A 22,163-nucleotide genomic window follows, 5' to 3' on the forward strand; every position below is an offset into this window, starting at 1 on the left:
CTCCCACGCTATTATCGCCTAAGGACCGCTCAGATCTTAGTTCTTTGAGTCTTCGTGCCACATACGACTTTCGCTATTCCGCTGGTACGCAGGCGGGTGTGAGAACTGCCTGGTGCCGGTGACTTCGCCACCATGATAGGTGAAAATCCCGTTCCGATCTGGGTAATCCGAATTGTTAACGATATACTGGTTCCCGAGCTTTCCGGACTGGTCAACGAGTGAATTACCGTAGTTTATTCCCTCGCCGATATACCACACCGGCGGCTTACGGTCGCTACTCTCAGCGAAGGGATTATTGTCCATATAATTGTTGTTGTCCCACGGATACACCATCATGGTGTTCCCAGACTTCCGGTACATATTGTCGTCTCGGTCGCTTTCGGATCGGGGGTCGTCCTCCATGTACCAGAGCCATTCGCTCACGTCGTTGTCAGGCTGGACCATCAACTTGAAGACGTTCCCGGAGACTTCGGCGCCCTCAGAGCGCTGGTTGACGCCAACACGGAAGGCTTCCAGTGAGCCGTAGAATTGGTTCCCGTTCGACCAGTCGCCCTGTCCGCTGTAATCGTCACCGCTGGCATAGAGGTCGATCGCGATATCGAATCCGTGTATTGTTCCGCTGGCGACCTGCATCGAGCAGGGTTTCGAGCCGCCCAAGAACTGGAGTCCGATGCCCTCTCCGGGGGTTCCCCAGAGATAGGCATTTTCGACGGTTGCGCGGTTCGCCAGTTCGATTTTGTCTGCGTCCGGTGCGCCGACGACGACCTGCGTCGAATTCCAATTGACCGATCGGGTGTCAATGAACGGGTCGATGAGCTGCGTCCCGCGGTACATCTCGATGACGTTGAAGTCACCTTCCGGAATGATCCGAGCGCCGTTACATTCGAGTCGGATGTTCCGTTTCAGTTTGATAGTATCCGACGGGAAGTAGTTCTCCCCGGAGACGAGCTTTACAGTTCGGCTCGGTCCCTGTGCCCATGTGTGTGACTTGGACGCTTGATCGATCACGGACTGTACTTCGCCCGGCGGTGCGATGAGCGAACCGTCGTCGGCCTCGGAAACTGAGTCGTCGGACGCACTGAGGCTCCCGACGCGGTTCCAGTTGCTGCCGTCGCCAATGTATACCGTGCCGGTATCGGTCGCTAGGAACTTCGACCCTGTCTTCGGTTCGTACTGGCTGATGTTGGACTCAGCGTCCCGGAGCTCGACGTGGCTGTCGAGCTTTTCGAAGTTTTCGTTAAGTGGTACGTGCCAATCGAGCGTGCCCTCCGCGGGTGTGTTGTATCGTTCTGCCATTGTTCTGTTGTATTACTGGGTACCCCCGTACCCACCCATTCCGTAGCCGTCGCTGCCGAAGTTGTCAGTGCTTGACTCCGTCATGATCTCAGTTTCGGTCGCTGTCTCGGTTTCTGTCGGCGTCTCCGTTTCGGTCGATGTCTGTGTCGCCGTCTCAGTTTCAGTCGATGTTTCCGTCTCGGCCGCTTCGCGGAATTCGAACCAGTTGAAATCAATGCCGGAGCCAACTGCTTTCACCTGAATGACGTGCTCGCCACCATCCTGGACCGTTACGTCAGGAAGCGTTGCCGTTTCCCAAGTCGTCCAGCCGCCGGTGTTCGGTACATCCACTGTCCCGAGTTGCTCGCCGTCGAGGCTAAACTGCAGTTGCCTGTTGTCTCGTGTCGTCGCGACGCGAACGTCGATGTCGTATGTTCCGGCCGGCACCTCCGCGGTGTATTCGAGCCATTCGCCGTCCTCGAAATACCCAACGTTGTACTTCCCGGAATTGTCCTGCGTTTCCCGGATATCGACGTCGGAGTCCCGATAACCGAGATCGTACTCACTGCCGGCAGTAGTGTCGTGATACGACACGCCCTCGCCGCCCAGGTCGAATGCTTGTGACTGTATCCTGCCGGGAAGCGTCGGGGCGCCGTCGAACGGCTGATTCCCGGCGACCTCGAACTCGGCCCAGTTGAAATCGATGCCGGACCCGATAGCTTCGACCCGGAGCACTTGCTGTCCATCGGCATCGATGGTCACGTCCTCAGCTACTGCCGTCTCCCAGGTCGTCCAGCCGCCGGTGTTCGGCACGTCTACCGTTCCAAGTTCTCGGTCGCCCAAGTGGAACCGGAGCTGTCTGTCGTCCTGTGTCGTGGCGACACGGACTTTTAGATCATACTGGCCTGGCGAAACATCAGCCGAGTATTCGAGCCATTCGCCGTCTTCGAAGTAACCGATGTTGTACTCCCCAGAGTCGTCTTGGGTCTGCCGGATGTCGACATCGGTGTCACGGTAACTGGTGTCGTATTCGTTCCCAGCGGTCGTATCGGAGTACGATACTCCTTCGCCACCCGTGTCGTAGTTTTGTGCCTCGATGCGCCCGGGAATCGTTGCTAGAGTCCCATTGTACGGTTTCTGCGCATCGACTCTATCGAATTCGAGCCAATTGAATTCTACACCGGAATCCAGTGCTTCGACGCGAAGCGTCGATTGCTGCTCGGACTCGATTTCGATGTCTTCTACTGTGACTGTCTCCCACGAGGTCCAGTCGCCCGTATTAGGGACAGCGACCGTCGTGAGGGTACGATCTCCAAGAGACAGTTCGAGTCGCCCATCAGAGAGTGCTGACGCCACTCGGACTCTAATATCGTACGTCCCCGGCGAGACATCGGTTGTGTATTCGAGCCACTCTCCGGCCTGAAAGTAGCCGATATTGTACTTTCCTGACTCGTCCTCTGTTGGTCGGATATCAACGTCAGTATCTCGGTTAGCGGAACCGTAGATATTTCCGCTAGACGTGTCGTGGTACGCCTCGCCTTCGCCACCGATGTCGAAGTTCTGGGCCTGAATACGTCCGGGAATTGCCCTGACTGTCCCTTCGTACGGTGACTGAGACTGCGTCGTACTATCCGTCGAAATGGTGAGTGAGTAATCGCCACCGCTCCGACTGACGTCCATGACTTGCAGGTAGTGTGTACTTCCGGCTGAGAGAGATTCCGGCAGATACACCGGGACATCTGAACTCGCGTACGCTTGGGAGAGTAATTCACCGTCGGGATTGAACAGCCCGACCGCAGCAGCACCTGTGTCTGACCCCGGCGTGAATTTAACCGCTACATTTTCGCTGTCGGGCCTGAACGCAAAGAGATCAGAGGAGCTTGGAGACAGTGTTGTTGAGAGCGGAGAATCGATGCTGAGGCTGCTGACCGAACTTGCTATACTGGTGTCTCCGGCCACCTTCGAAACATCGACTGCGCTGAGTTGTGTTGTAACTGCAGGCTCACCACCGTATCCGAATTTTGCTGCCGATCCTCCCGCGGTAGGATCACCTTTACCGGCACATCCTGCCAAGGACGCAGCGGCAACACCTACTAATTTCATGCACGTGCGGCGGTCTATGACGGTTGTTCCCGTCGTACTACTTTTATCTCGCGACACCTCACCACTGTCGTGCGAGCGATTCTGTTCTTCGTTGGTCACACTCCGGTAATCCCTATTTACTATTTTATTCGTTGTTACCGGTTGGGTCTTGTTTGCATAACTTGCTGACCATGCGATACTTTCTTGCATACCACGTTTAGAGCAAATATTATAATCGAAAATGGCAGTTGAGAAACTAATACTCGTTTAGTATAGTCGAATTACGGTATCTTTGTAATGTTAGGGAGGTACTACCATCTGATATCACTCCACTTCGTGACCAGCAGATCCGCTCGATCTGAAAGTCAATCGGCCTATGTCACCGAGTCCTGTTTCAGAGACCACGATCCCGTCGCTCAAATTCTCTTGTGGTGGCAAGATGTTCAAGCCGTTTGCGAGTAATTTCGTGGTCTCTATCAGTCCTGTCCGATTTACATGCTATTCTCAGCAGTGAGTCCAAGATGGCTGTCACTCCCGTCTTTAGCTGTGAACCATTACAGCCTCTCGGAGTATATTCGGTTCAGCAGCCGTACTATTGGACTGTTAATATGATGCGGATTGACTTTTGTGAACCACTTCGTGCAATACTTGGGTATCCGGGATTTTCGATTGCGATGAATTCACTCGAAAACAAACCTTGTTGCTGGATCTAACGCAGCAGTGTATTCAAAGGCGATATTCTCTGGGAACATGCGTCCCACGCTCTACGCGATATTTCTGAATGAGGCTCTACTTTGGAGCGGTCTATCTCATTCCGCGGTCGGGTCCTCGACTCCGACTCGACACCGGCGTTGTAGGGACTCCTTCTCGTTTGCTAGGCACGACAGCGAAATGATGCTGTTAGCGTTCAGGAGAGATGTCTGAAACGAAATGTGGTCGCCCACTGCAATCCCGCTGTAGAGCGTTCTAGACGTCTGATATTCTATCGTCCCGGTCCGACCGAACACTTTGGGACTGTCGTTGTGGTGGTTTACTGTGACGTGGAACCGTATCGAGTCGTACCTTTCCCGCAGGGAGGTTGCAACCTCAGGTGATATCTCTGCTGGTGACTGCCCAAGCTGTCCCTCGTGTTCGGATGAAACAGTTGTCCCGTCATCGTCAGTGACGGTGATCTCAGTCGTCTCCCCCTCGGCGATGCCGACGAACCGCTTTTGAACTATCTCACCTTGATTCACGAGCAGCAGCTGATCTAACCACCGCCCGACCTGTAAGAACGGGACGACGCCAGCAAGCACTGTTCGTCGCTTCATCGCGCTGTGCTCCTCTTTTCGCCGGATCGATTGATTTGGATTGTCTGTCTCATTTTGATCACGCCAACGCATCGAATATTGATTCGAGGTTCTGCTTGACTTCCCAATTGAAACTAAACATGAGCGCCAGGGCCAGGGCCACATAGACTCCAATACCAACGAGGACCAACAGGATAAACTCCAACACCGGCCCAGTGAGAGTCACCGTCTGATAGACGTAGGTCACTGCGGCTGCCATCCCAAGACTCGCCACCAGGGGATACGATACCTCCCTGAAAACTCGAACTGGAGACACATTGATGGTCCGGGCGATAAGATAGGTGTCAATCGGCATCATCGGGAAAATGTAAATACCCGTAATGAGAGCTGCAGTGCCTTCGATTCCATACATCATCGTGACCGGATAGATGAATACAGCAATGAGGGCCACACGTACAGCAGAGAGTTTAGCAATATAGTCCGGTCGCCCGACTGCTTTCCAGACCGGTCCCATCGTCGCACCCATCGAACGCAACAGTCCGTAGATAGCCAACAACTGCATCACTGGTATCATCGGCTGCCACTCGGGGGTAAAAAACGCCTCGACAAACGCGGGTGCGACTGCCGCGATACCCATTGCCGCTGGGAACGAAGCCAATGTGGTCATTCTGAGCGTCTGGAAGTATCCGGACCGCAGCTTCTCGACGTCGTTCTGCACTTTCGAATACGCCGAGAACGTCACACTGGAGATTGTCTGTGTGATTTCGGTCGCCGGCGCGTTCGAGAGCCGGTAGGCGAGCTGGTAAAATCCCAGTGCACTTGCCATGAGCGCCCAGCCGACAAACGCGTCGTCTCCTCTACTGTACAGGAAATACAGGATTGAATTGGCCGTAACCCACTTTCCGAAACTGTAGCGCTTCTTCGCCACATCGATATCGAACGAAGGCCACGGACGGTACCCGTCCGCCAGATACGAGACGAGGAACCGGGCGGCGTCGCCGGCGATGTATCCGATTGCCAGTGCATAGACAGTTGGGTCATACAGAGCTATGCCTACGGTGACGACGAAGTATGCCACCGCGCCGCTGACCCTATACACGAACTCTTTGTGGAAATCTAGACTCTTCTGGAAATAGACGACAGCAGGGTTTCGTAACCCAACAATAAACGGTGAGAGGGCGATGACCCGAAACAGATCGGTCGCTGCAGGTTCGTTGAACAACGACGCAATAAACGGGGCCCCGAGGAACAGAATAACGGCAATTACAGTCCCTCTGGCTGTCTCGATTGTCCAAGCAGTGTTGAGCTCGTCGTCGACGTTGTCCTCCTCGGCCTGTATCAGAGCGGACTTGATTCCCAACTCGGAGAACTTCTTGAGTGAAGAGAGCGTCAACAGCGCTATCCCCATCAACCCGACTGCACGCGGGGACAACAGTGAGGCAACGATGACCAGCAACAACAGTTCTAGTCCCCGTTCTGTGACGTTCATCACACCGACCCACACGCCACTCTTTACGGTTTGCTCCATCACGTCATCACTGGCCGGGAGCAGCCGCTTTATCAACCGTTTCAGTTTATCTAGCATCGTCGTTCGAACTCCCTGTTGCGTGTGTGACGAGCCACAACACTAGGCCGATTGACGGACACCAGTGTGTTCTTCCGACTCAGTACTCGATATTGCTGTGCCTGCATAGACTCTCCGTTGCTACATACTTCGGATACCATCTGTTTGTTATGGGCGGGGTAACTGTGACGCAGCCGCATTATCAGGGCGTATCTTGCCACTCCGTCTCAGTGTGCAACTGTTCGGGGTGTACTGGAATTTATCGATTGTCAGCAGTGAGTACTTGCCCGTTTTCGACCATCGATTCCAGCGGGTTGTCGTCGATTTCTAGTGGGAAATCGACTCGCCCGCACCGCCGAGCGGACTCCCAGCACCCGAATATAAGTTCCGTTGCCTGCAGAGCGTTGTCAGCTGAAAGTTCAGGTTCACGACCCGTGTCCAGTGCGTCGACGGTGTCCGCTATGGCACGGTCAATATAGGTTTCAGGTCTCGCGTTTTCTACAGTGGCTCCCGGTATACGAGCGCTGATCTTCTGTTTTGCAGCGTCGAATATTGTTTCGTTGGGACCGTGTACGTCCTCTCCCCCAGTGTCGACCGTTGTCCAGTTTTTCCCGGTCCGGACCCGTAGCGGAACCTCACCACCTATTTCTATCATTCCGTCTGAGCCCAGCAGCCGCATATGACAGTCGACAATGCCACCGTCCCCTGTCGATGCGAGCCCGTTGACACCGTTCGTATACCGCCATTGCGCGATGGCCTGATTCTCGTTGTGGGCCCCAAACTGTACGTTTTCCTCGCTGTATTCGATCCCAGCCATCACCCATTTCGACATCGCTTGGTCAGTGAAGTACCCACAGAGGTCAAACAGGTGCGACCCGTAATCAAATAGATTTTTTCCACCGAGTTCGATTCGCTCTAACGAGCCTATTTTTCCGTTTTCAAGTAGCGACTTGGCTTTCCGGAACGGCTTTCCGAACCGTCGTTGGTGGTTGAACGTAAGCTGGATTCCGGCCCGCTTACAGGCCGATGCCATTTTCTGACAGTCCTCCCATCTCGTTGCCATCGGCTTTTCACAGTGGATCGCGTCCATTACCCCACTCTCAGCACACGTCATCACGACAGGTGCGTGGATATGGGGCGGAACGCAGACACTGACAATGTCGGGCTCGACAGCAGTGAGCATCTTCTCAGTGTCCGTGTAGACGTTTCTGTCCGGGAGGTTCCATTGTTCTCCGAAACTTCTCGCATTCTCAGGGACGACGTCGGCACAGGCGGTAAGTTCACACGAGTCTAACCGCCTGTACGCGCCTGCGTGCCTATATGCCATTGCGAACCCGTCGGTATCCGGGTCGTCCGGATCTGCACCAGTCCCAATGACTGCGACAGTGTAAGTCATCGATGGAAGGTGGGATAGTAGCCTCAATAGTAGTAACCTCGTACCGATTCACTCAGACAGTCCACACTGACTGGCTGGTCTACCAATGCTACCGTGACAATATATCTGAAACTCTGGGCTCCTTCTATCAGAGAGGGTGTACGCAGCCATCTCGTGTAGTTTTAGAACACGCACAGTGTATTATATGACTCTTAACTACTGCGATCTTGGCGGATTCCAACCAGGACAATCAGACCACCAGCTAAGCATTTGTTCACTCGTGAACTGACCACGGTCGCTTCTTGATCGAATATATGAAGCCAGCTAAACCAGTTGGCGTTTAATCCCGGGATGCCCCTATTTGTATAGTAGCCGGGTCCCTGTCCAAATCATATGTGATCAATGATAGGATACGCTGCAGCATGGCTGCCGGTATGGCCTGTTTACTAAAACGGTCTCCGTCGTTGGATTCTTGATAACGATGGACCACATTCGTCGCCGACAAAGCGTAGCTACGGTCGCGAGGGGGACTATCTCACCGTACTGATGTCTTCAGATGAAGAGACTAGGACCGTGGAGTCGGAGCAGGCGACCCGACGGACCATTCTATCCCTTGTTGCGACTGGACTCTCGTTCGGAGTTGCAGTGCTTTTGAAGCGGGAGATATTGTATCGTGGGTACGGCGAAGATGGGTATGGTGAACAGGGGTTCGGCGAGTAACTAGTACGGCATATATCACGACTCTCTCTGAGGAAAGAGTTGGGCCAGCAGCTGCTAGTTTGCCTAAATTCAGAACACCGAAGAGACCCAGAGACAGTTAGTCTGACGGTCCCGCGGATTCCGAGGGTCGGTCAATATTAGGTACTTCGCCTCTGTCCTCTTCGTAGTGGGTGTGGTTGAGGAATCCTCGAATACGTCCAGCTGTCTTTGCAACAGTACTGCCCGCTTCTATAACGGTAGCTACCGGCGTTATTCTGACATAATTCAGCGGGTCAAGTGCCTCACAGAAAATATTCTTGAGTTGATCTGCTCGCGAGACGTTACATTTTGACCAGTAGTACGGACTCTTTGTTTCGAGCTTATACTGTTTCTTCCAGTATTCAGTAATAGACGACGCGTACGGATGGTCAACGATGAGTTCGGGATCGTACCGAATATCAAACTCGGCTCTAACTCGCCTGGCGAGTTCCTTTTCCTCGTGACCCCACCCCATCTGTTCGTCCCACCCACCGACCGCCTTGAACACGTCCCTGTGAACGCCCATGTTACAGCCCCAGAAGTGGTTGACATAGCAAGGATCGTCCCCCCAGTCGTAATGGGTGGTGAAATGGCGAGCAAACACATCATCGACTGGGTGGATGGTTCGACCGGCGTATGCCGCCTCTGTTTCGAGGAGTTCATCCGCTTTTTGAAGATATTCTGGGCGAGGTCGGGAATCATCATCCAGAAATACGATCTTGTCGGTTGAGGCTTGTTTGATCCCCTCATTTCGGGCTCTAGTCACAGGGCTCTCATCACACACGATAACCTCAAAGTCGTCGAACGCGTGCTCTTTGAGGCACTGTATTGCTTCAATCTCATCCCGCGGCTTCAATGTCGCGATAACAACGCTGACCGATACCATTAATTCTTCTACGAAGTAGAACTCCCCTTCAAGACATTAGTATAGGCATCCTGTCATTAGTAGGCAACGCATTCACCTGTCCTACCCTGGCATGGTTGCAATGACTGCCTGTACCCACGATACAACTCCATAGATGAACACCACAAACCCACCCAGGGAAACCCAGCGTAGTCGTTTGTGATTTTTTGGGCGGACACCGTCTGGGTTACTGAGTTCGACCGCAAACAGAAAGCCTGCGTAGCTGAGCAGGTAATACAACAACGGGTTCCAACGGCCGATAAATATCATCCCCCCCAACGTCGCCGAGAGCCAGATGATGAAGACTCCCACGAACTGTCGAACCCATCCAGCGCACATAGCCAATCAATACATGCTCTTCCTGTTTTGTTATGCTACTACTAGCGCGTACTATTGGTAGGTGGTTTGGATCTACTTACAGCGGCAGCCACCGTGTGGTAACTGCCGGCGCACAATATCTGCCATAGAAAACTGGCAATGAAATAGACAGTATTTCGAAGCCAATGATGTAACTGGCGTTGGGATCCGCGATCAACTCACGGTACATAATATAGCTAATTGATAGGAACTCCCAGTGTCACATCGTCGTGATCCTAGTGGACCGGTCTTTTGAGTGAACCTTCGATGTCAGGTTAGTGTAGCCGCTTCTTCTGAAAGGCGCTGTTCTGCAGTCTCCTTGTCTTCAGGATACCCAACGTCGACACGCCACCCGTTGAGACGAACAGCGTCGATCGTTCTTCCGCTGTCCATCAGTAAATCAATGGCATCGCTAAGTTCGTATTCGCCACGGTCAGAGGGCTGAACCTGACTACATGCTTGGAATATTGCTGGCGAAAACGTGTAAAAGCCGGTCATGACTAGGTTTGACGGAGGGTCGTCCGGCTTCTCGACTACATCGGTTATTTCACCATATTTATTCGTCACGCAAACGCCATATCTAGACGCTTCGTCTTCCGGAACCTCCTCTACCAGAAATGCGCAGTCGACACGCTGTTCTCGTTGTCGTTGTACGACTGTGTCGAGGTTTCCTCGAAACACATTGTCTCCCAGCATCAACATAAAATCGTCCTCGATTTCCGGTTCGGCCTGTAACAAGGCGTGTGCTAGCCCAGCAGGTTCCTCCTGATGGACGTACGTTATCGGGACGCCGTTATACGAGTTTCCGTAATAGTCGATAATCTGCTCTTTTCGGTATCCGACGACGATAACAAACTCGTCTGCATCAAGTGAAACGAGCTCGTCAAGACAGTGGGTCAGAAGCGGTTTTTCGTCTACCTCAACTAACGCTTTCGGGAGGTCATCAGTCAGCGGCTGAAGTCGTGTGCCCTTCCCGGCCGCGAGAACTACTGCTTTCATCACTCACACGCTTTCCCAGATACCACATTGTAATGCTGCTACTAATCGGCCCTGTCATCGGTGGGTAAACCACCATTCTTTCCGCTGGTAACGTTGTTCAGCTATCGGCGTAGATCTCGCAGCGAATCCGAGTGGATAACGATGAACTCTTCTTCACCGAGTTGTGACTCATGCTCTGGCAAAAATATCAACTGTGAATCAGTCGAAGATTTGACAACGGTTAGTTCTTCCATCTCGTAGCCAAGGTCCGATTCCCAGTCTGGATCTGTCGGTACGTCTTCCCACTCCTCTGAGGACATCATTCAGCCGCCACTCCATTCAAATTTCCCGGTCTTGACAAATTCAATCGCTTGTGTGTAAACCGCGCACTCTGACCCTGGCCCCATAGCCCTACTCTTAGATTAAGACAATCTTTAAATTGTCTCTCTACTGCACTTACATCGAGCATATCTCGGAAAGGTGTAATTACTATATTAAAGATTGCGTCCTTATACCCAGCATCTACGCATCATTTATAGTCCATTTACTTACCAATTCATCCTACCGTCTCCCCCCAATAATACGGTGAAAACAGACTAATCTCCAATGGTAGGATAAAATTACTCCGACATTCGATGAACTACACTGGGACATATCACTGTTTTGTGGCATAGCGCGGAGGAACAGATGAACTGGGTACAGCCTTCGAATTTACTATCGGATCAAGTTCATTCGGAGATTTTTGAGTGTCCCCGTATCAGTATCTCTCCTGTATATGAAACTCAATTTATCTATGTTACTCCTTACTCTCTTATAGGTGTGATCGTTACGCTTGAAGCTCTAAACCGAAAATGCCTCTCAAATGACGCCACCACGTACTTCAACCCGCACTCAACACTTGAGTAAAAGGCTCAGCTACAGCTGCTCCACATACCTTTGGAGTGGTAAGCTCCGCTATGGCGGAATAACACGACTATAACAATACACCCCTGCACATAAGATACTGGTGGAGAGGGCAGTTACCCGACACCCACAACACCGGCCCAATCCTTACCACCCCCCTCAGGGACGCTCGTGCCCTGTATAGTCGCTGTCGACTCGGATCGCTCTCTCCACTTTGATAGTGAGCCGGAACGGCTTCGGTCACACCGTCCTTTCCGGCTCACTCCGGTCTTGATTTTTTAGCTATGACGTGGATTCTAATCCTTTGCTAAGGCTTCGCCGATTCTCCTAACTAATTATGGATACACTCCAGACGTCCATAACTTAAACTTAGGTCATCAGAAGTCATTGATGCCCAGCAGACACAGCGAAACTGCATACCAGAACTTGTGACCGAGTAACGGATGTTATGATTGCATTCAGAATCCCCGATAAACACTCCTATAGCCGATATCTGGGTGAGTACTTCTGATAGTCGCAATACCCGGAGGGGTTTTACAACAAAATTCCTAAAGATCAACACTAGTATACCCCGGATATCTACAACTGGCAAGCGTCTATAGTAGCGATTGGAAATCAATGCACACCTGCTCGCACGACGGCAGTGTGATCAGTGTGTAAATCGTTTCAATTGTTACTATAGAAGTAGCCGACTACCTCAAATATGAACTCAATTACTAAACTGTAACAGTTACACGTAGCGGTGTATGCCGGAACATATCTCCGACAGCGAAATGGAACGGATTTCGGAATTCGCGAGCACTCCGATGTACAAACGGTCGCCCGATCAGTTACTGCCGGACGGTGCGGCCGACGACGAAGAATAACATACCCTTGGGGGGTATTTTCAGTCAGCGCATAGTTCAGCTCACGCTCGCCGATATCGAAGGTCTTGTCATTTTCCCCTCGCCGCCTGGAGACTGCGTGAGCAATGGACAGCACGAGAAATGAACTAATGACGACTAGTCCGATAACTAATGGACTGATTGCACTGAGCGGCGACACACCGACAATTGCTGCGAGGAGTAAAATGGCGTTCAACAGGGCTACGGCCCCATAGTACTGATACCATTTAGAATCATCATCACTATTGCTAATGAACGGTTCAACCTCCGGAGCATCCTCTCGAAGAGCTATCTCGCCCGTATCGGCGTCGTACGTTATTAGCCCTGCCTCTTGAAGCTTCGGAGCATGGGTCTGATACAGCGAGACGTACACCCGCTTTCGCGCCTGCGAGGAGAGTTCTTCGACGGTTGTGTCGTTCTCCCACGCAGCCAACTCCTCAGCTAAGTCGGTTAGCTGGACTGGCTCCTTTTGTTGGCGTAGATAGTAAAGCGTATATCGACGCCTCGAACTGCTGAGGATGTCGAACATTTGGTCGCGTGAGAGCTCTGGTTCTTCCTCTACCATCGGTTCACTCATGACCTCGATTGCTGCATTGGTTTGTGTTCAGGCCGCGAGAGCCACATATATACACGAAACCCGGGGTACCGTTTTGTTACACCCCCGTTACCTTCTAATTCCTGAGTAAGAAATAGCTACTTGTATCGCACGTCGTACTCCCGTTCTTCACCGACTGACCACAGTCTGTATATAATCCTTCAGTTTGTGACATCCGGAATCATTTGGCGTACTACATGACTCAATCACAACGACCTCCAATAAATAAAATAAATCTGCATGTGAAAACGCAGTACGGTGTGTTATTGTTCGGCTCGGTACAAGTCTCTGTTTCATTACTGCGAACCTCCGAACCTTTTCATATTGGTATAAATACATATATTAGTACTACGCTATCGAATTCCAGTGAGGATAGACAGAAACTACATAGCATCCTATTAATAATACATCGTGAACTCTCCTGCATCTTCTCCATGGCATACTCTCTTACCGGAGGTTCCTCGTTATCCGCTCAGTCAAGAACCAGGAGGAAAGTTCTAGCCGGTTACGTCGGCGTGATCTCGATGGTCTCGCTGTCTCGAATCCGAACGGTGTACCCACTGTATGTGAAACTAATCTGAATGTCGTCGTTGGTCTGCCCTGCGACAAGGGTATCAAGGGCGTCCGGGTCGATTCGGTTGTACAACGGTGGGAGACTGGTTTCCGTTACGGATTCTTTAGCTGCTATAGCGGTCACAATCGCTTCACTCGGTGATTCGTACTGGTTTGTCCAAAAGACAGTTTCTGTCTCGTTCCACTCCAGACTCATTGTTCTTTGTATGAACACACTCCCGTATCAGCATATACTCTATCAGACTAGCAAACTCAGACAACAGGCGCTATCTATCTAGATGCTGGGTCGTTCCCCCTTCGCTAAACAACTGTTCTAGGAGCTTCCGAACAGCTACCCGGAGGTGGTGGCTGAACGTCGGCTGTGATATATCGAGTGTATCGGCGATCTCCTGACCGGTCTTGTCACGGGGTGATTGATAGAATCCGCTATAAAAGGCTGCAAGCAGGACCTCGAATTGGCGGGGGGTTAGCTGTGCTGTCAATTCTGAATGGAACGACTCACGGGTTTGGACACCACGTTCCCGCTTGTGGCGGCCCACGAGTTCGATGTCCGGACATGAACGCCGTAATTCAGCTATGAGCTGGCGAATGTCAACCGTCTGTGGGACCTCAAGCTGAATCTCCAGAGTCTCCCCATCAGATTGGATTAATTGCGGGGCTCCTCCTTGTTCGGCGACTGTCAGTGCGAGCTGTGTACCCGATACTGTTGCTTCGAACAAGCTCGTGTCTTCTGTGTCAGTTAAACACTCTAATCGCTCAATTCGGGGAAGAATGTCCAAACACGCTTGTAGGTCATCTGGTGGAGCGTCAGTGCTGAAAAACACGATACAGCTGGTATCTCCCTGTGGGACGATACCCTCGAATGTGATTTCTGTATCGGCGACGCCCGCAATCCGATGAATGATATCGTCGGATTCCGTTGCTTCTAGCTGGAGTTCGACAGCCCGATCTGCGACGAGCCCCTGCTTCGTCTCAATGCTGTTGATGGCGTATCCGACCGTTTCACTCACCTCCTCGAGTACTGACTGTGTCGGCAGATCGAAAACGTCCGGCGTTTTCGCGTACACAGTCAGGATGCCGTAGGAGAGTTGCTGATAGCTGAGCGGAATGCTGACGACTGACTGGAACCCACGTTCCAGTAGCCGCCGTTGCCACCCTTTTCCCCTGAGTCCGTCCGCGATATTGTTGTTCAGCGTCTGTTCGTTAGTCCGGGCTGTCTGGACTGCTGGTGGAGGCGGTGTCTCATTGGAGGGCGTGCGCGATTCCTCCAGAAAGCCACGGTCGGTCCCTGCCCACGTCCGTGGCGTGACTCGGTCGGTATCGGATTCGTATTCCCCGATCCACGCAAACGAACAGATGTCGGACGCGACCAACTGGTCACACACCGCTTGCTCTATTTCTGAGCGACTGTCTGCCCTGAGCACTCGCTCGTGAATTTTCTGACTCAGCTCTGTCAACCGATTCATCTGCTCGAGCTGAACCGTCTGTTGCTCCAGATCGCGCTGCCTGTCTTCGAGTTCTGTCTCGTATGTCAGCCTATCGAACGCCGTTCGAATCGTCGCCCCCAGGAGTTCGGTAATTCGACGGGTCTGGGTATCGAACTCGCCGCCGATCGTGTCGCCCGCTCGAAGCACTCCATGGTCGCCCAGCGGGACAAACACGGCCTTTCCGTCAGTCATCGTGTCCTCGCCCGCTTTCGAGGTCGAGTTTCCGTCGCAAACGATAGTTTCCTCGGTGAAAAAGGCCGAACTCACGAAGCTATCACCGTCTGCTGGGATAGCTTGTTGCTCCTCGGTCTCCGTGGTCGAAAGCGGGCGAAAGGTGTTCGTATCGCTGTCGAACGCGTACAGCACGACCTCAGGGAGACCGATGATATCACGGGTCCTCGAGACGACAATTTGAGCGGCTTCCTCCTCTGAAGTCACACCCAAGAGATCTGTCGCCGTTTCGTACAACTGTGTAAAACCCATCTCAGCCCGCTGCGTCTGTAGTTCGTTTCCGATCCACTTGCTCAGAAGGTCTACGAGTGTCACGTCCCAGTCTGAGAACTCTGATCCGCCCGTTCCGGACCCATAGAAACAGAGCGTCCCGTATATGCTCCCACCCACAGTGAGTGGCGTTCCGAGATACCGATTGACTTCGTCGCCCCATATCTGATCTCGGTCAGCGTCGCCGCATTCGGCATCGACGTCTGTCATCACGATTGTCTCCTCGTTCCCGATAGCTTTCGCACAGGGGGTTTCCGACAACGGAATCGTTCCGCCTGAAAAAATCGTTTCGTCGGGTGTCTGGAGCACTTCGAAATCGTATTCCATCCCGTTGACGCGAGAGAGCGTCGCGTACTCGGTTCCAAGCACGCTACGACCGACTTGCATGAGATCCGCTATCTGTTCCCGGAGCGCCCCGTCCCGCGATGTGAACACTTCGGTAATTGTTCGCAGGACTTCTTCCCGCATTTCGAGTTCGGCACGCGTTGCGGTTGAATGGAGGCCATCGGCGACAATCTCCGCAAGCTCTGTCAGCACTGCCTGCTCCGCTTCGTCAAACGCGAAAGGCGTGTCCGCGTATATCGAAATCACACTCTGTACTGATCCAGTGTACTGGATCGGGAGAACGATCATCGACCGGAACCCGTACTCCGATGCGAGCTCGTGCCAGGGCTGGACAGACGATTCAGTCCGGATATCTGACGCTACTTGATGTTCGCCGGTTTCGATCGCGTGGCCGAACGGCCCGTCATCGAAAACTGAGCGGCCATAGCGGGAGACCATCGCTTCGACGTATTCGAGTGCGTCGCCACCGCCCGCGGTGGGGACGATATCACCTGCCTCGTTTTTTTCGCCGATCCAGGCGAACTGGTAGGCATCCGAACTGGTCAGAATTTCACAGACAGCCTCTTGGATCTCTTCGGCTGTTGACGCCCTCAGCACTTGGCGATTTATTTCCCTGAATAGTGAATTAATCCGCGATAGTCGCGCTGTTTCTCGGCGGAATCGGTATGATTCCACCGCGTTCTCTATCCTGTTTGTGAGCACCGCGTACTGCTCTGGCCCGCCGCCCTTGACGAAGTAATCGGTGACGCCGGCTGAAACCGCTTCGCTGGCGAGTTTTTCGCTTCCTTGGCCTGTCAACAGGATAAATGGGAGGTCGCCGTTAGACTGTCGCACCGTTCTACGAATTCAATCCCGTCTGCTTCGGGCATCTCGTAGTCACTGACGATACAGTCGATCGACTCGGAACCGAAGTAGCTGAGCGCATCCTCGACGCTTGCGGCTTCGATAACCTCGATACGGTCGTTCTCGTGTTCCAGCAGTTCCGCCGTTGTCCGCCGGAACTCTCCGTAGTCATCGACTAACAACACCTTGATTTTCGAGGCTGCCGTTCCACTATCCGTTGGTGCCGGTCCAGTCTCACCGGCCAACTTCCGCATACTACACTACTTACGCAACAGTCCGTATAAACGTTTGACTTGGTTGCAACGCTGCACGGTTCTACGTCTGGTAACAGTAACCATTTCTCGCGAGGAATCCGGTCTGCCCTCCAAATGCGTAGGAAGCTCATATTTTAGAATGTATATGGATACTGCGATCTACACTAGTGCCTCTCCAAATTTTATTGGGAGATTATATACCTCGGGACTTTGTATGTTCTAAAATACACTTTTTGCTTATACTATTATACAGATGTGAAACATCCTGAACACCCATAATCGAAGGAATGGATGGAAAGTCGACTTTAGTTCTGCGTGTAATTATAGTATAATAACGTTCTTTAATTATCAGATTACGGTATAAGTGCCCCAAATTCAGTAAATTTGATAGTATCCTTGATTTATAAATACACACTCTGTTCAACCCTGTATTCCATATCTAAAATACACACTTAGGGTGTGTTTTCTGCAGGATATACCTACACTGTGCGTACACCGGCTGTCAAAAACTATTACTGAGCAGGCAGAAAAAGCTGAACAATGGCTGTTGACTCCGGTTGCAAAGTAGACGCGGTTATCGACAAGTACGGGTTGGCATCAACAGACCCAGTCTACGACACCCTTGATGATGGCCTGCTCGCACGCTGGACGGGCGCTGATGACCGAACCGAAATGGGGTATCGGTCGCTGACAGCGTGGTTCAACAAACGGCTGCTTAAACAAGTCTATACCGAACACGGGCGTGAAACCCTTGACACGCGTGTAGACAGCGATTACGACACGTTGCGTGGTGACGACGACTTGCGACGGGACGAACTCATCGAGCGACTGCAAGCTACGGGTATCCCGGGAGCGTCGCTTCACGACGATATGGTGTCGTGGGGAACGATGCGAACGCACCTCAACGACTGTTTAGACGGTGAAAAAGAGCCCAGGAAGGCGACAACTAACTGGGAGCAGGAGAGCGTGGCAACGGCCAAAACGGTCGTCGAACGGAAGGCCGAAACGGCACTGTCCTCGCTCGCGAAAAAGGGTGATATCGAGGGCGGTGACACCGCGGAGATAGAGGCCCAGATACAACTCGGATGCCCGGACTGTCCGACCCGTGTTCCGTTCGATGTTGCACTCGAACGTGGGTACGTCTGCAAGCAACACCGGAGCGCGAACTTGTCAACACACGATTCATGACCTGGAACATCGAAATCGAACGAATCGCGGGTATCCTTGACGGATCGGCGACGGTAGTGCCGGGAGTGAACGTCGTCCGTGGCTCGAACTGGCAGGGGAAATCGAGCTTCATCGAATCTGTCAAGACGGCCCTTGGCACCTCCACTGAACTGACCGAAGGCGCAGACAGCGGTGCGGTGCACCTCGAAACGCCAACCGGTGTCTACGACGTGACGCTTACCCGAGAGAACGGTACCGTAGTCCGACACGGCGAGCCGTATCTCAGCGACGAGTACGACGTGATCCGCGCTGAATTGTTCGCGTGTCTGGACGAGCGTAACGAAGTCCGTCGCGCTGTCCGGACAGGAGAAAACCTCGAGGACGTGCTGTTACGGCCGCTGGACTTCCAGAACATCGACTCGCAGATCGAGACGTTACAACGGGAACGCGAACAGATCGAAACGGAACTCACGCAGGCACGCGAGGCCAAAAAGCGGCTCCCCAGCGTGCAAGAGAAAGTGACACGGCTGGAAAACGAGATCGAAGACCTGCGGGCCAAACGCGAGACGATCGACAGTGAGGCAGGAAGCGACGACAGTCCGGAGTCGGTCCGCCGCCAACTCAGCCAAGCTCGGACTGAACAGAACCAGGCGAAAAACCGCGTCGAACGACTCGAACAAAGTATCGAGCGGACGGAACAGCGTCTCTCGGAGCGCCAGGACGCTCTCGACGCTCTCGAAATACCGGAGTACAATGACGTCGCGGACAAACTCTCGGAGGCGCGCGAGAGCCTCTCGCAAGTGGAGCGAGACGCCGAGGTACTCCAGTCCGTGTACTCGGCCACTGAGATGGTACTCAGCGAGGACCGGCTTGACCTGCTTACCGAGGTGGAGCGCGATATCGACGGTGACACCGTCGCCTGTTGGACGTGCGGCAGTGAGACGACACGGGCGGACTTGGCTGACCAACTGGACGCGCTCGGAAACGAACTCACGGCGCTCCGGGCCCAGAAAGAGACCTACCGAGATACTGTCGAGGAACTGGAAACACAGCGCGAGGAGATCAGCCAGGCCCGCCGTCGAAAGGCCGATCTAGAGGAAGACATCGCTGAGCTAGAGGCGACGCTGGCCGACCGGAAACAGAGCCTCGACGCAGCCAGAAACAGGCTCGAACAGGCTCAGTCGGACGTGGAGCAGCTTTCGGACCACGTTGATGCGGCCGTGGCGGAGCTTTCGGACGTCGAAAGTGAGATCAAGTACCGCGAGGCCGAACTCGAAGACACCGCCGACGAACTGGCGCAACTCGAAACGAGGGCGGCCCGTGTCGACACGCTCGAAACCGACCTCGAAACCGTCCGTGACGACCTCGCGGAACTTCGAAACCGGAAAGACCGAATCAAGCGTGAGGCACGGGAAGCGTTTGACACCGCGATGAAGGATATCCTCTCCCGATTCGGGACAGGGTTCGAAACGGCTCGACTCACCGCTGACTTCGATATTGTGGTCGCCCGCGACGGCCAGGAAGCGAGCTTAGATGCCCTCAGCGAGGGGGAACTCGAACTCATCGGCTTTGTGGCAGCGCTGGCCGGTCGGCAGTCGTTCGATGTCGGCGACGCTGTGCCACTTCTGCTCGTCGACGGCCTGGGCGGGCTCGACGACGACAACCTCCACACCCTCATCGAGTACCTGCAGCAGGGAACGGAGTATCTGGTGTTTACTGCGTACCCGGAATACACGGCGTTCGACGGACGCGAGATCGACCCGACCCAGTGGACTGTTGCGAACGAGAAAGAGGCCTCGGCCGACTGATAGCGACCGAACTGGAGTGTTCTCGTCACTGACGCCGATACCCTTAGCTGCAGGCCTCTGGTGTCTGAGAATAGCATATCTACCTAGGTGTAATTTCACTTTTAGGACAATAATACAAAAATACTATTAACAAAGACGGCTTTTTCAAACCAGGTGGCAAATATACGGGTCAAAGATTGGACGAAAAACAAATTGAGGGGAATACGGGCTGCGGAGTCACACTCATCGTACGATTCGGTCGTCAAAACACTGCTAAAAGACCGTAAAATCGCGAAGTACGCGGACGACGCCTCCGATACCGTGACTGGCGAGTCCGTGCAGTCACAGGACGCCGACATCGATAAGCCGTTCGACGATCTGACTGTGCTGGCGGAACTGACTGGCAACCACGACGACGTGTTGTTCCTGTGGTGTCCGAACTGCGGGAACGAACTCGTCCACCTCACGGTCGAGCGGCCGCTTGGCTGCTCCGTGTTTGAGATGGAGTGCCAGCGGTGTCTTACGCATCTCGACAGCTGGGCCATCGTCGCTATCGAACTGCAGTATCCAATCGAACAGAAGATGATCGAGGGACAGCTTCAGGCAGATCTCAAAGCCTGTGTGATAGACTACTGGGACCGGACATTGCAGGCGGCGGCTAACGATACTCTCGACACAGAGGCCCCTGCCGACCGTCTCGTGTGGCAGTTCGATCAGTATCACAAGCAGTTCTCCTGGGACTGGCCGACTGATGTCCCGACTGTCAGTTTTGTCCCCGGCGTCACGTATCGCAACACCGTGACTGATGAGCGAATCGAAGTCGTCGAAGCTGTCACCGAGAACCGGAACGCGATGGATGCGTACACAGTCAGACGCTACGCTGCAGACGGCGATGTCGTCTCGGACCAGCTAGACAGCAGTGCAATCGTCGACCGGATCGTCAACCGGGAACTTGTCGTCGCCGAGCAGACCGTGGGAACGACCAAACCCACGACCTGATGAATCACGATGCCAACCGTCTTGGCTTATTGCTGGTGTACGCGGTCTGCCTTTCAGAACACGGTTTGGCGGGGCCGGGATGAGCGGGGAGTACAATTGCTCTGAAAGCGCCCGTTCCCCTCAGCAAAGGGTTAAAGATAAAACGATATACTGGATATAGTGAAGCGCACATCCGATTATAGTCACAAGAATATTGTGATATTGGGAAGATGACCGCATATACTTTTTATAACTATTGTTAATGTATAAGGTGTATCGAGGCTACCGAAGACACTCATGACGTTTGTCGACAACAGTTATACGACACCAGTGGCCTACGTTGTAGTATGATTAGGCTGGTTGGATGCACGCGTTCGGTAGTCGTATCTCCGAGCGTGCCTTGGGTAGCGGGGGAGGAGAAAGTCCGTGAGTAAAGCGACGCACCCTCACACGCTCACACTCCCGCGTGAGGACCACGGATTGGCGACGTCGAAGGCAGCGACCAGACGGATACAGGGAATCCTTCCGGTGTTCCTGGAGAACAAGATCACGGAGGCGGAGGCTAACGGACTGGTCGTTCCGCTCGACGGCAGCATCGAATCGACAGTTGCGGCGGCGCTGGCTGTCGACGGCATCGGGGCCGACTACGTGACTGGACTGGTGATGCCGGTACAGCTAAGCGACGAGGGGCCTGCTCGGACGGCTGAAACCGTCGCGTCGCTGCTTGACATCGACTGTCACCGGCTCAATCTGCAGCCAGTGCTGACGGCGTTCCAGCGAGTTGTCGGTGAGACCGGGGGGCCGACCGACGACCTCGTGGCGATGCAAAACGCTGGCGAACGCTTCCGGATGGCGTGTAAGTACTACGTCGCAAACACCAGGAACGAACTCGTTGTAGGGACTGTCTCCCGGACTGACCGACTGCTGGGTTCCGTTGCGAAACACGGCGAGAACGGCGTGGACCTGTCGCTGTTTGGCGACCTCTATAGAACTGAGATCGAGGCCCTGGCTGCTGCACTTGCGGTTCCATCGGACCTCCTCGACCAGTCACCCCATCCAATGGAGCACACTGGGGCAACTGATGCGGCGGAACTGGGTATCGACCAGCGAGACCTCGACAGCGTCCTCCACTTCGCGATTGATAGAGGCTGTTCCGTGTCGGTGGTTGCCGACAAGGTCGGCGTCAGCGAATCTGTCGTTGAGCGTACGGTTCAGTGGTGTGCCAGTACGCGCCACAAGCGACACACGCCACCAAAGCCATCGATGGATAACTGACACTGTCGG

14 protein-coding genes and 1 pseudogene are annotated in these 22,163 nt (G+C 53.5%); 4 read left to right on the top strand and 11 right to left on the bottom strand.

The window, feature by feature from the left end; all coding sequences use genetic code 11:
• Nucleotides 1–36: 36 nt before the first annotated feature.
• The 11 genes and pseudogenes from GJ630_RS06540 to GJ630_RS19910 all read right to left on the bottom strand — a co-directional run bounded on the left by GJ630_RS06540 (nucleotide 37) and on the right by GJ630_RS19910 (nucleotide 16,947).
• The gene (locus GJ630_RS06540; RefSeq protein WP_014031320.1) at nucleotides 37–1,296 is read right to left on the bottom strand and encodes a hypothetical protein; all 1,260 of its coding nucleotides are present in this window, start codon (nucleotides 1,294–1,296) and stop codon (nucleotides 37–39) included.
• Between the two features lie 12 nt (nucleotides 1,297–1,308).
• The gene (locus GJ630_RS06545) at nucleotides 1,309–2,955 is read right to left on the bottom strand and encodes a carbohydrate-binding domain-containing protein (RefSeq protein WP_191449582.1); all 1,647 of its coding nucleotides are present in this window, start codon (nucleotides 2,953–2,955) and stop codon (nucleotides 1,309–1,311) included.
• A 1,211-nt stretch (nucleotides 2,956–4,166) separates the two neighbouring features.
• On the bottom strand, nucleotides 4,167–4,667 hold the full coding sequence (locus tag GJ630_RS06550) for a hypothetical protein (RefSeq protein ID WP_050038463.1): 501 nt from the start codon (nucleotides 4,665–4,667) through the stop codon (nucleotides 4,167–4,169).
• 58 nt (nucleotides 4,668–4,725) lie between these two features.
• A complete protein-coding gene (locus tag GJ630_RS06555) occupies nucleotides 4,726–6,231 on the bottom strand; it encodes a lipopolysaccharide biosynthesis protein (RefSeq protein ID WP_014031317.1) in 1,506 nt (501 codons plus the stop codon).
• A 238-nt stretch (nucleotides 6,232–6,469) separates the two neighbouring features.
• Nucleotides 6,470–7,606, bottom strand: a complete 1,137-nt coding sequence (locus GJ630_RS06560; protein ID WP_050038394.1) for a Gfo/Idh/MocA family protein — start codon at nucleotides 7,604–7,606, stop codon at nucleotides 6,470–6,472.
• Nucleotides 7,607–8,402: 796 nt separating this feature from the next.
• Nucleotides 8,403–9,209, bottom strand: coding sequence for a glycosyltransferase family 2 protein (locus GJ630_RS06565; protein ID WP_014031314.1), 807 nt, complete (start codon nucleotides 9,207–9,209; stop codon nucleotides 8,403–8,405).
• Nucleotides 9,210–9,854: 645 nt separating this feature from the next.
• On the bottom strand, nucleotides 9,855–10,583 hold the full coding sequence (gene aglF, locus GJ630_RS06570; RefSeq protein ID WP_064289048.1) for a UTP--glucose-1-phosphate uridylyltransferase AglF: 729 nt from the start codon (nucleotides 10,581–10,583) through the stop codon (nucleotides 9,855–9,857).
• Between the two features lie 1,794 nt (nucleotides 10,584–12,377).
• Nucleotides 12,378–12,914: pseudogene (locus tag GJ630_RS06580) on the bottom strand (hypothetical protein); the annotation flags it as partial.
• Between the two features lie 535 nt (nucleotides 12,915–13,449).
• Nucleotides 13,450–13,713 carry a HalOD1 output domain-containing protein gene (locus tag GJ630_RS06585; RefSeq protein ID WP_014031309.1) on the bottom strand — a complete coding sequence of 88 codons (264 nt, stop codon included), beginning with the start codon at nucleotides 13,711–13,713 and terminating at the stop codon, nucleotides 13,450–13,452.
• A gap of 70 nt (nucleotides 13,714–13,783) precedes the next feature.
• On the bottom strand, nucleotides 13,784–16,447 hold the full coding sequence (locus GJ630_RS06590) for a GAF domain-containing protein (RefSeq protein ID WP_371727107.1): 2,664 nt from the start codon (nucleotides 16,445–16,447) through the stop codon (nucleotides 13,784–13,786).
• 197 nt (nucleotides 16,448–16,644) lie between these two features.
• Entirely contained in the window at nucleotides 16,645–16,947 is a 303-nt protein-coding gene (locus GJ630_RS19910; protein WP_252718735.1) for a response regulator, read from the bottom strand.
• Nucleotides 16,948–17,487: 540 nt separating this feature from the next.
• On the opposite strand from GJ630_RS19910, the gene rdfA reads away from it, so the two are divergent.
• From rdfA to nadE, 4 genes are all read left to right on the top strand, one after another.
• On the top strand, nucleotides 17,488–18,135 hold the full coding sequence (gene rdfA, locus GJ630_RS06595) for a rod-determining factor RdfA (protein ID WP_191449583.1): 648 nt from the start codon (nucleotides 17,488–17,490) through the stop codon (nucleotides 18,133–18,135).
• Nucleotides 18,132–19,922, top strand: coding sequence for an archaea-specific SMC-related protein (locus GJ630_RS06600; protein ID WP_191449584.1), 1,791 nt, complete (start codon nucleotides 18,132–18,134; stop codon nucleotides 19,920–19,922). The genes rdfA and GJ630_RS06600 overlap by 4 nt, the downstream gene beginning before the upstream one ends.
• Nucleotides 19,923–20,075: 153 nt before the next feature.
• The gene (locus GJ630_RS06605) at nucleotides 20,076–20,900 is read left to right on the top strand and encodes a hypothetical protein (RefSeq protein ID WP_371727110.1); all 825 of its coding nucleotides are present in this window, start codon (nucleotides 20,076–20,078) and stop codon (nucleotides 20,898–20,900) included.
• A 405-nt stretch (nucleotides 20,901–21,305) separates the two neighbouring features.
• Nucleotides 21,306–22,154, top strand: a complete 849-nt coding sequence (gene nadE / locus GJ630_RS06610) for an NAD(+) synthase (protein WP_050006959.1) — start codon at nucleotides 21,306–21,308, stop codon at nucleotides 22,152–22,154.
• Nucleotides 22,155–22,163: the final 9 nt, after the last annotated feature.

The sequence above is a fragment of the Haloarcula sp. CBA1122 genome (genome assembly GCF_009741785.1).
GTDB lineage: Archaea > Halobacteriota > Halobacteria > Halobacteriales > Haloarculaceae > Haloarcula > Haloarcula hispanica.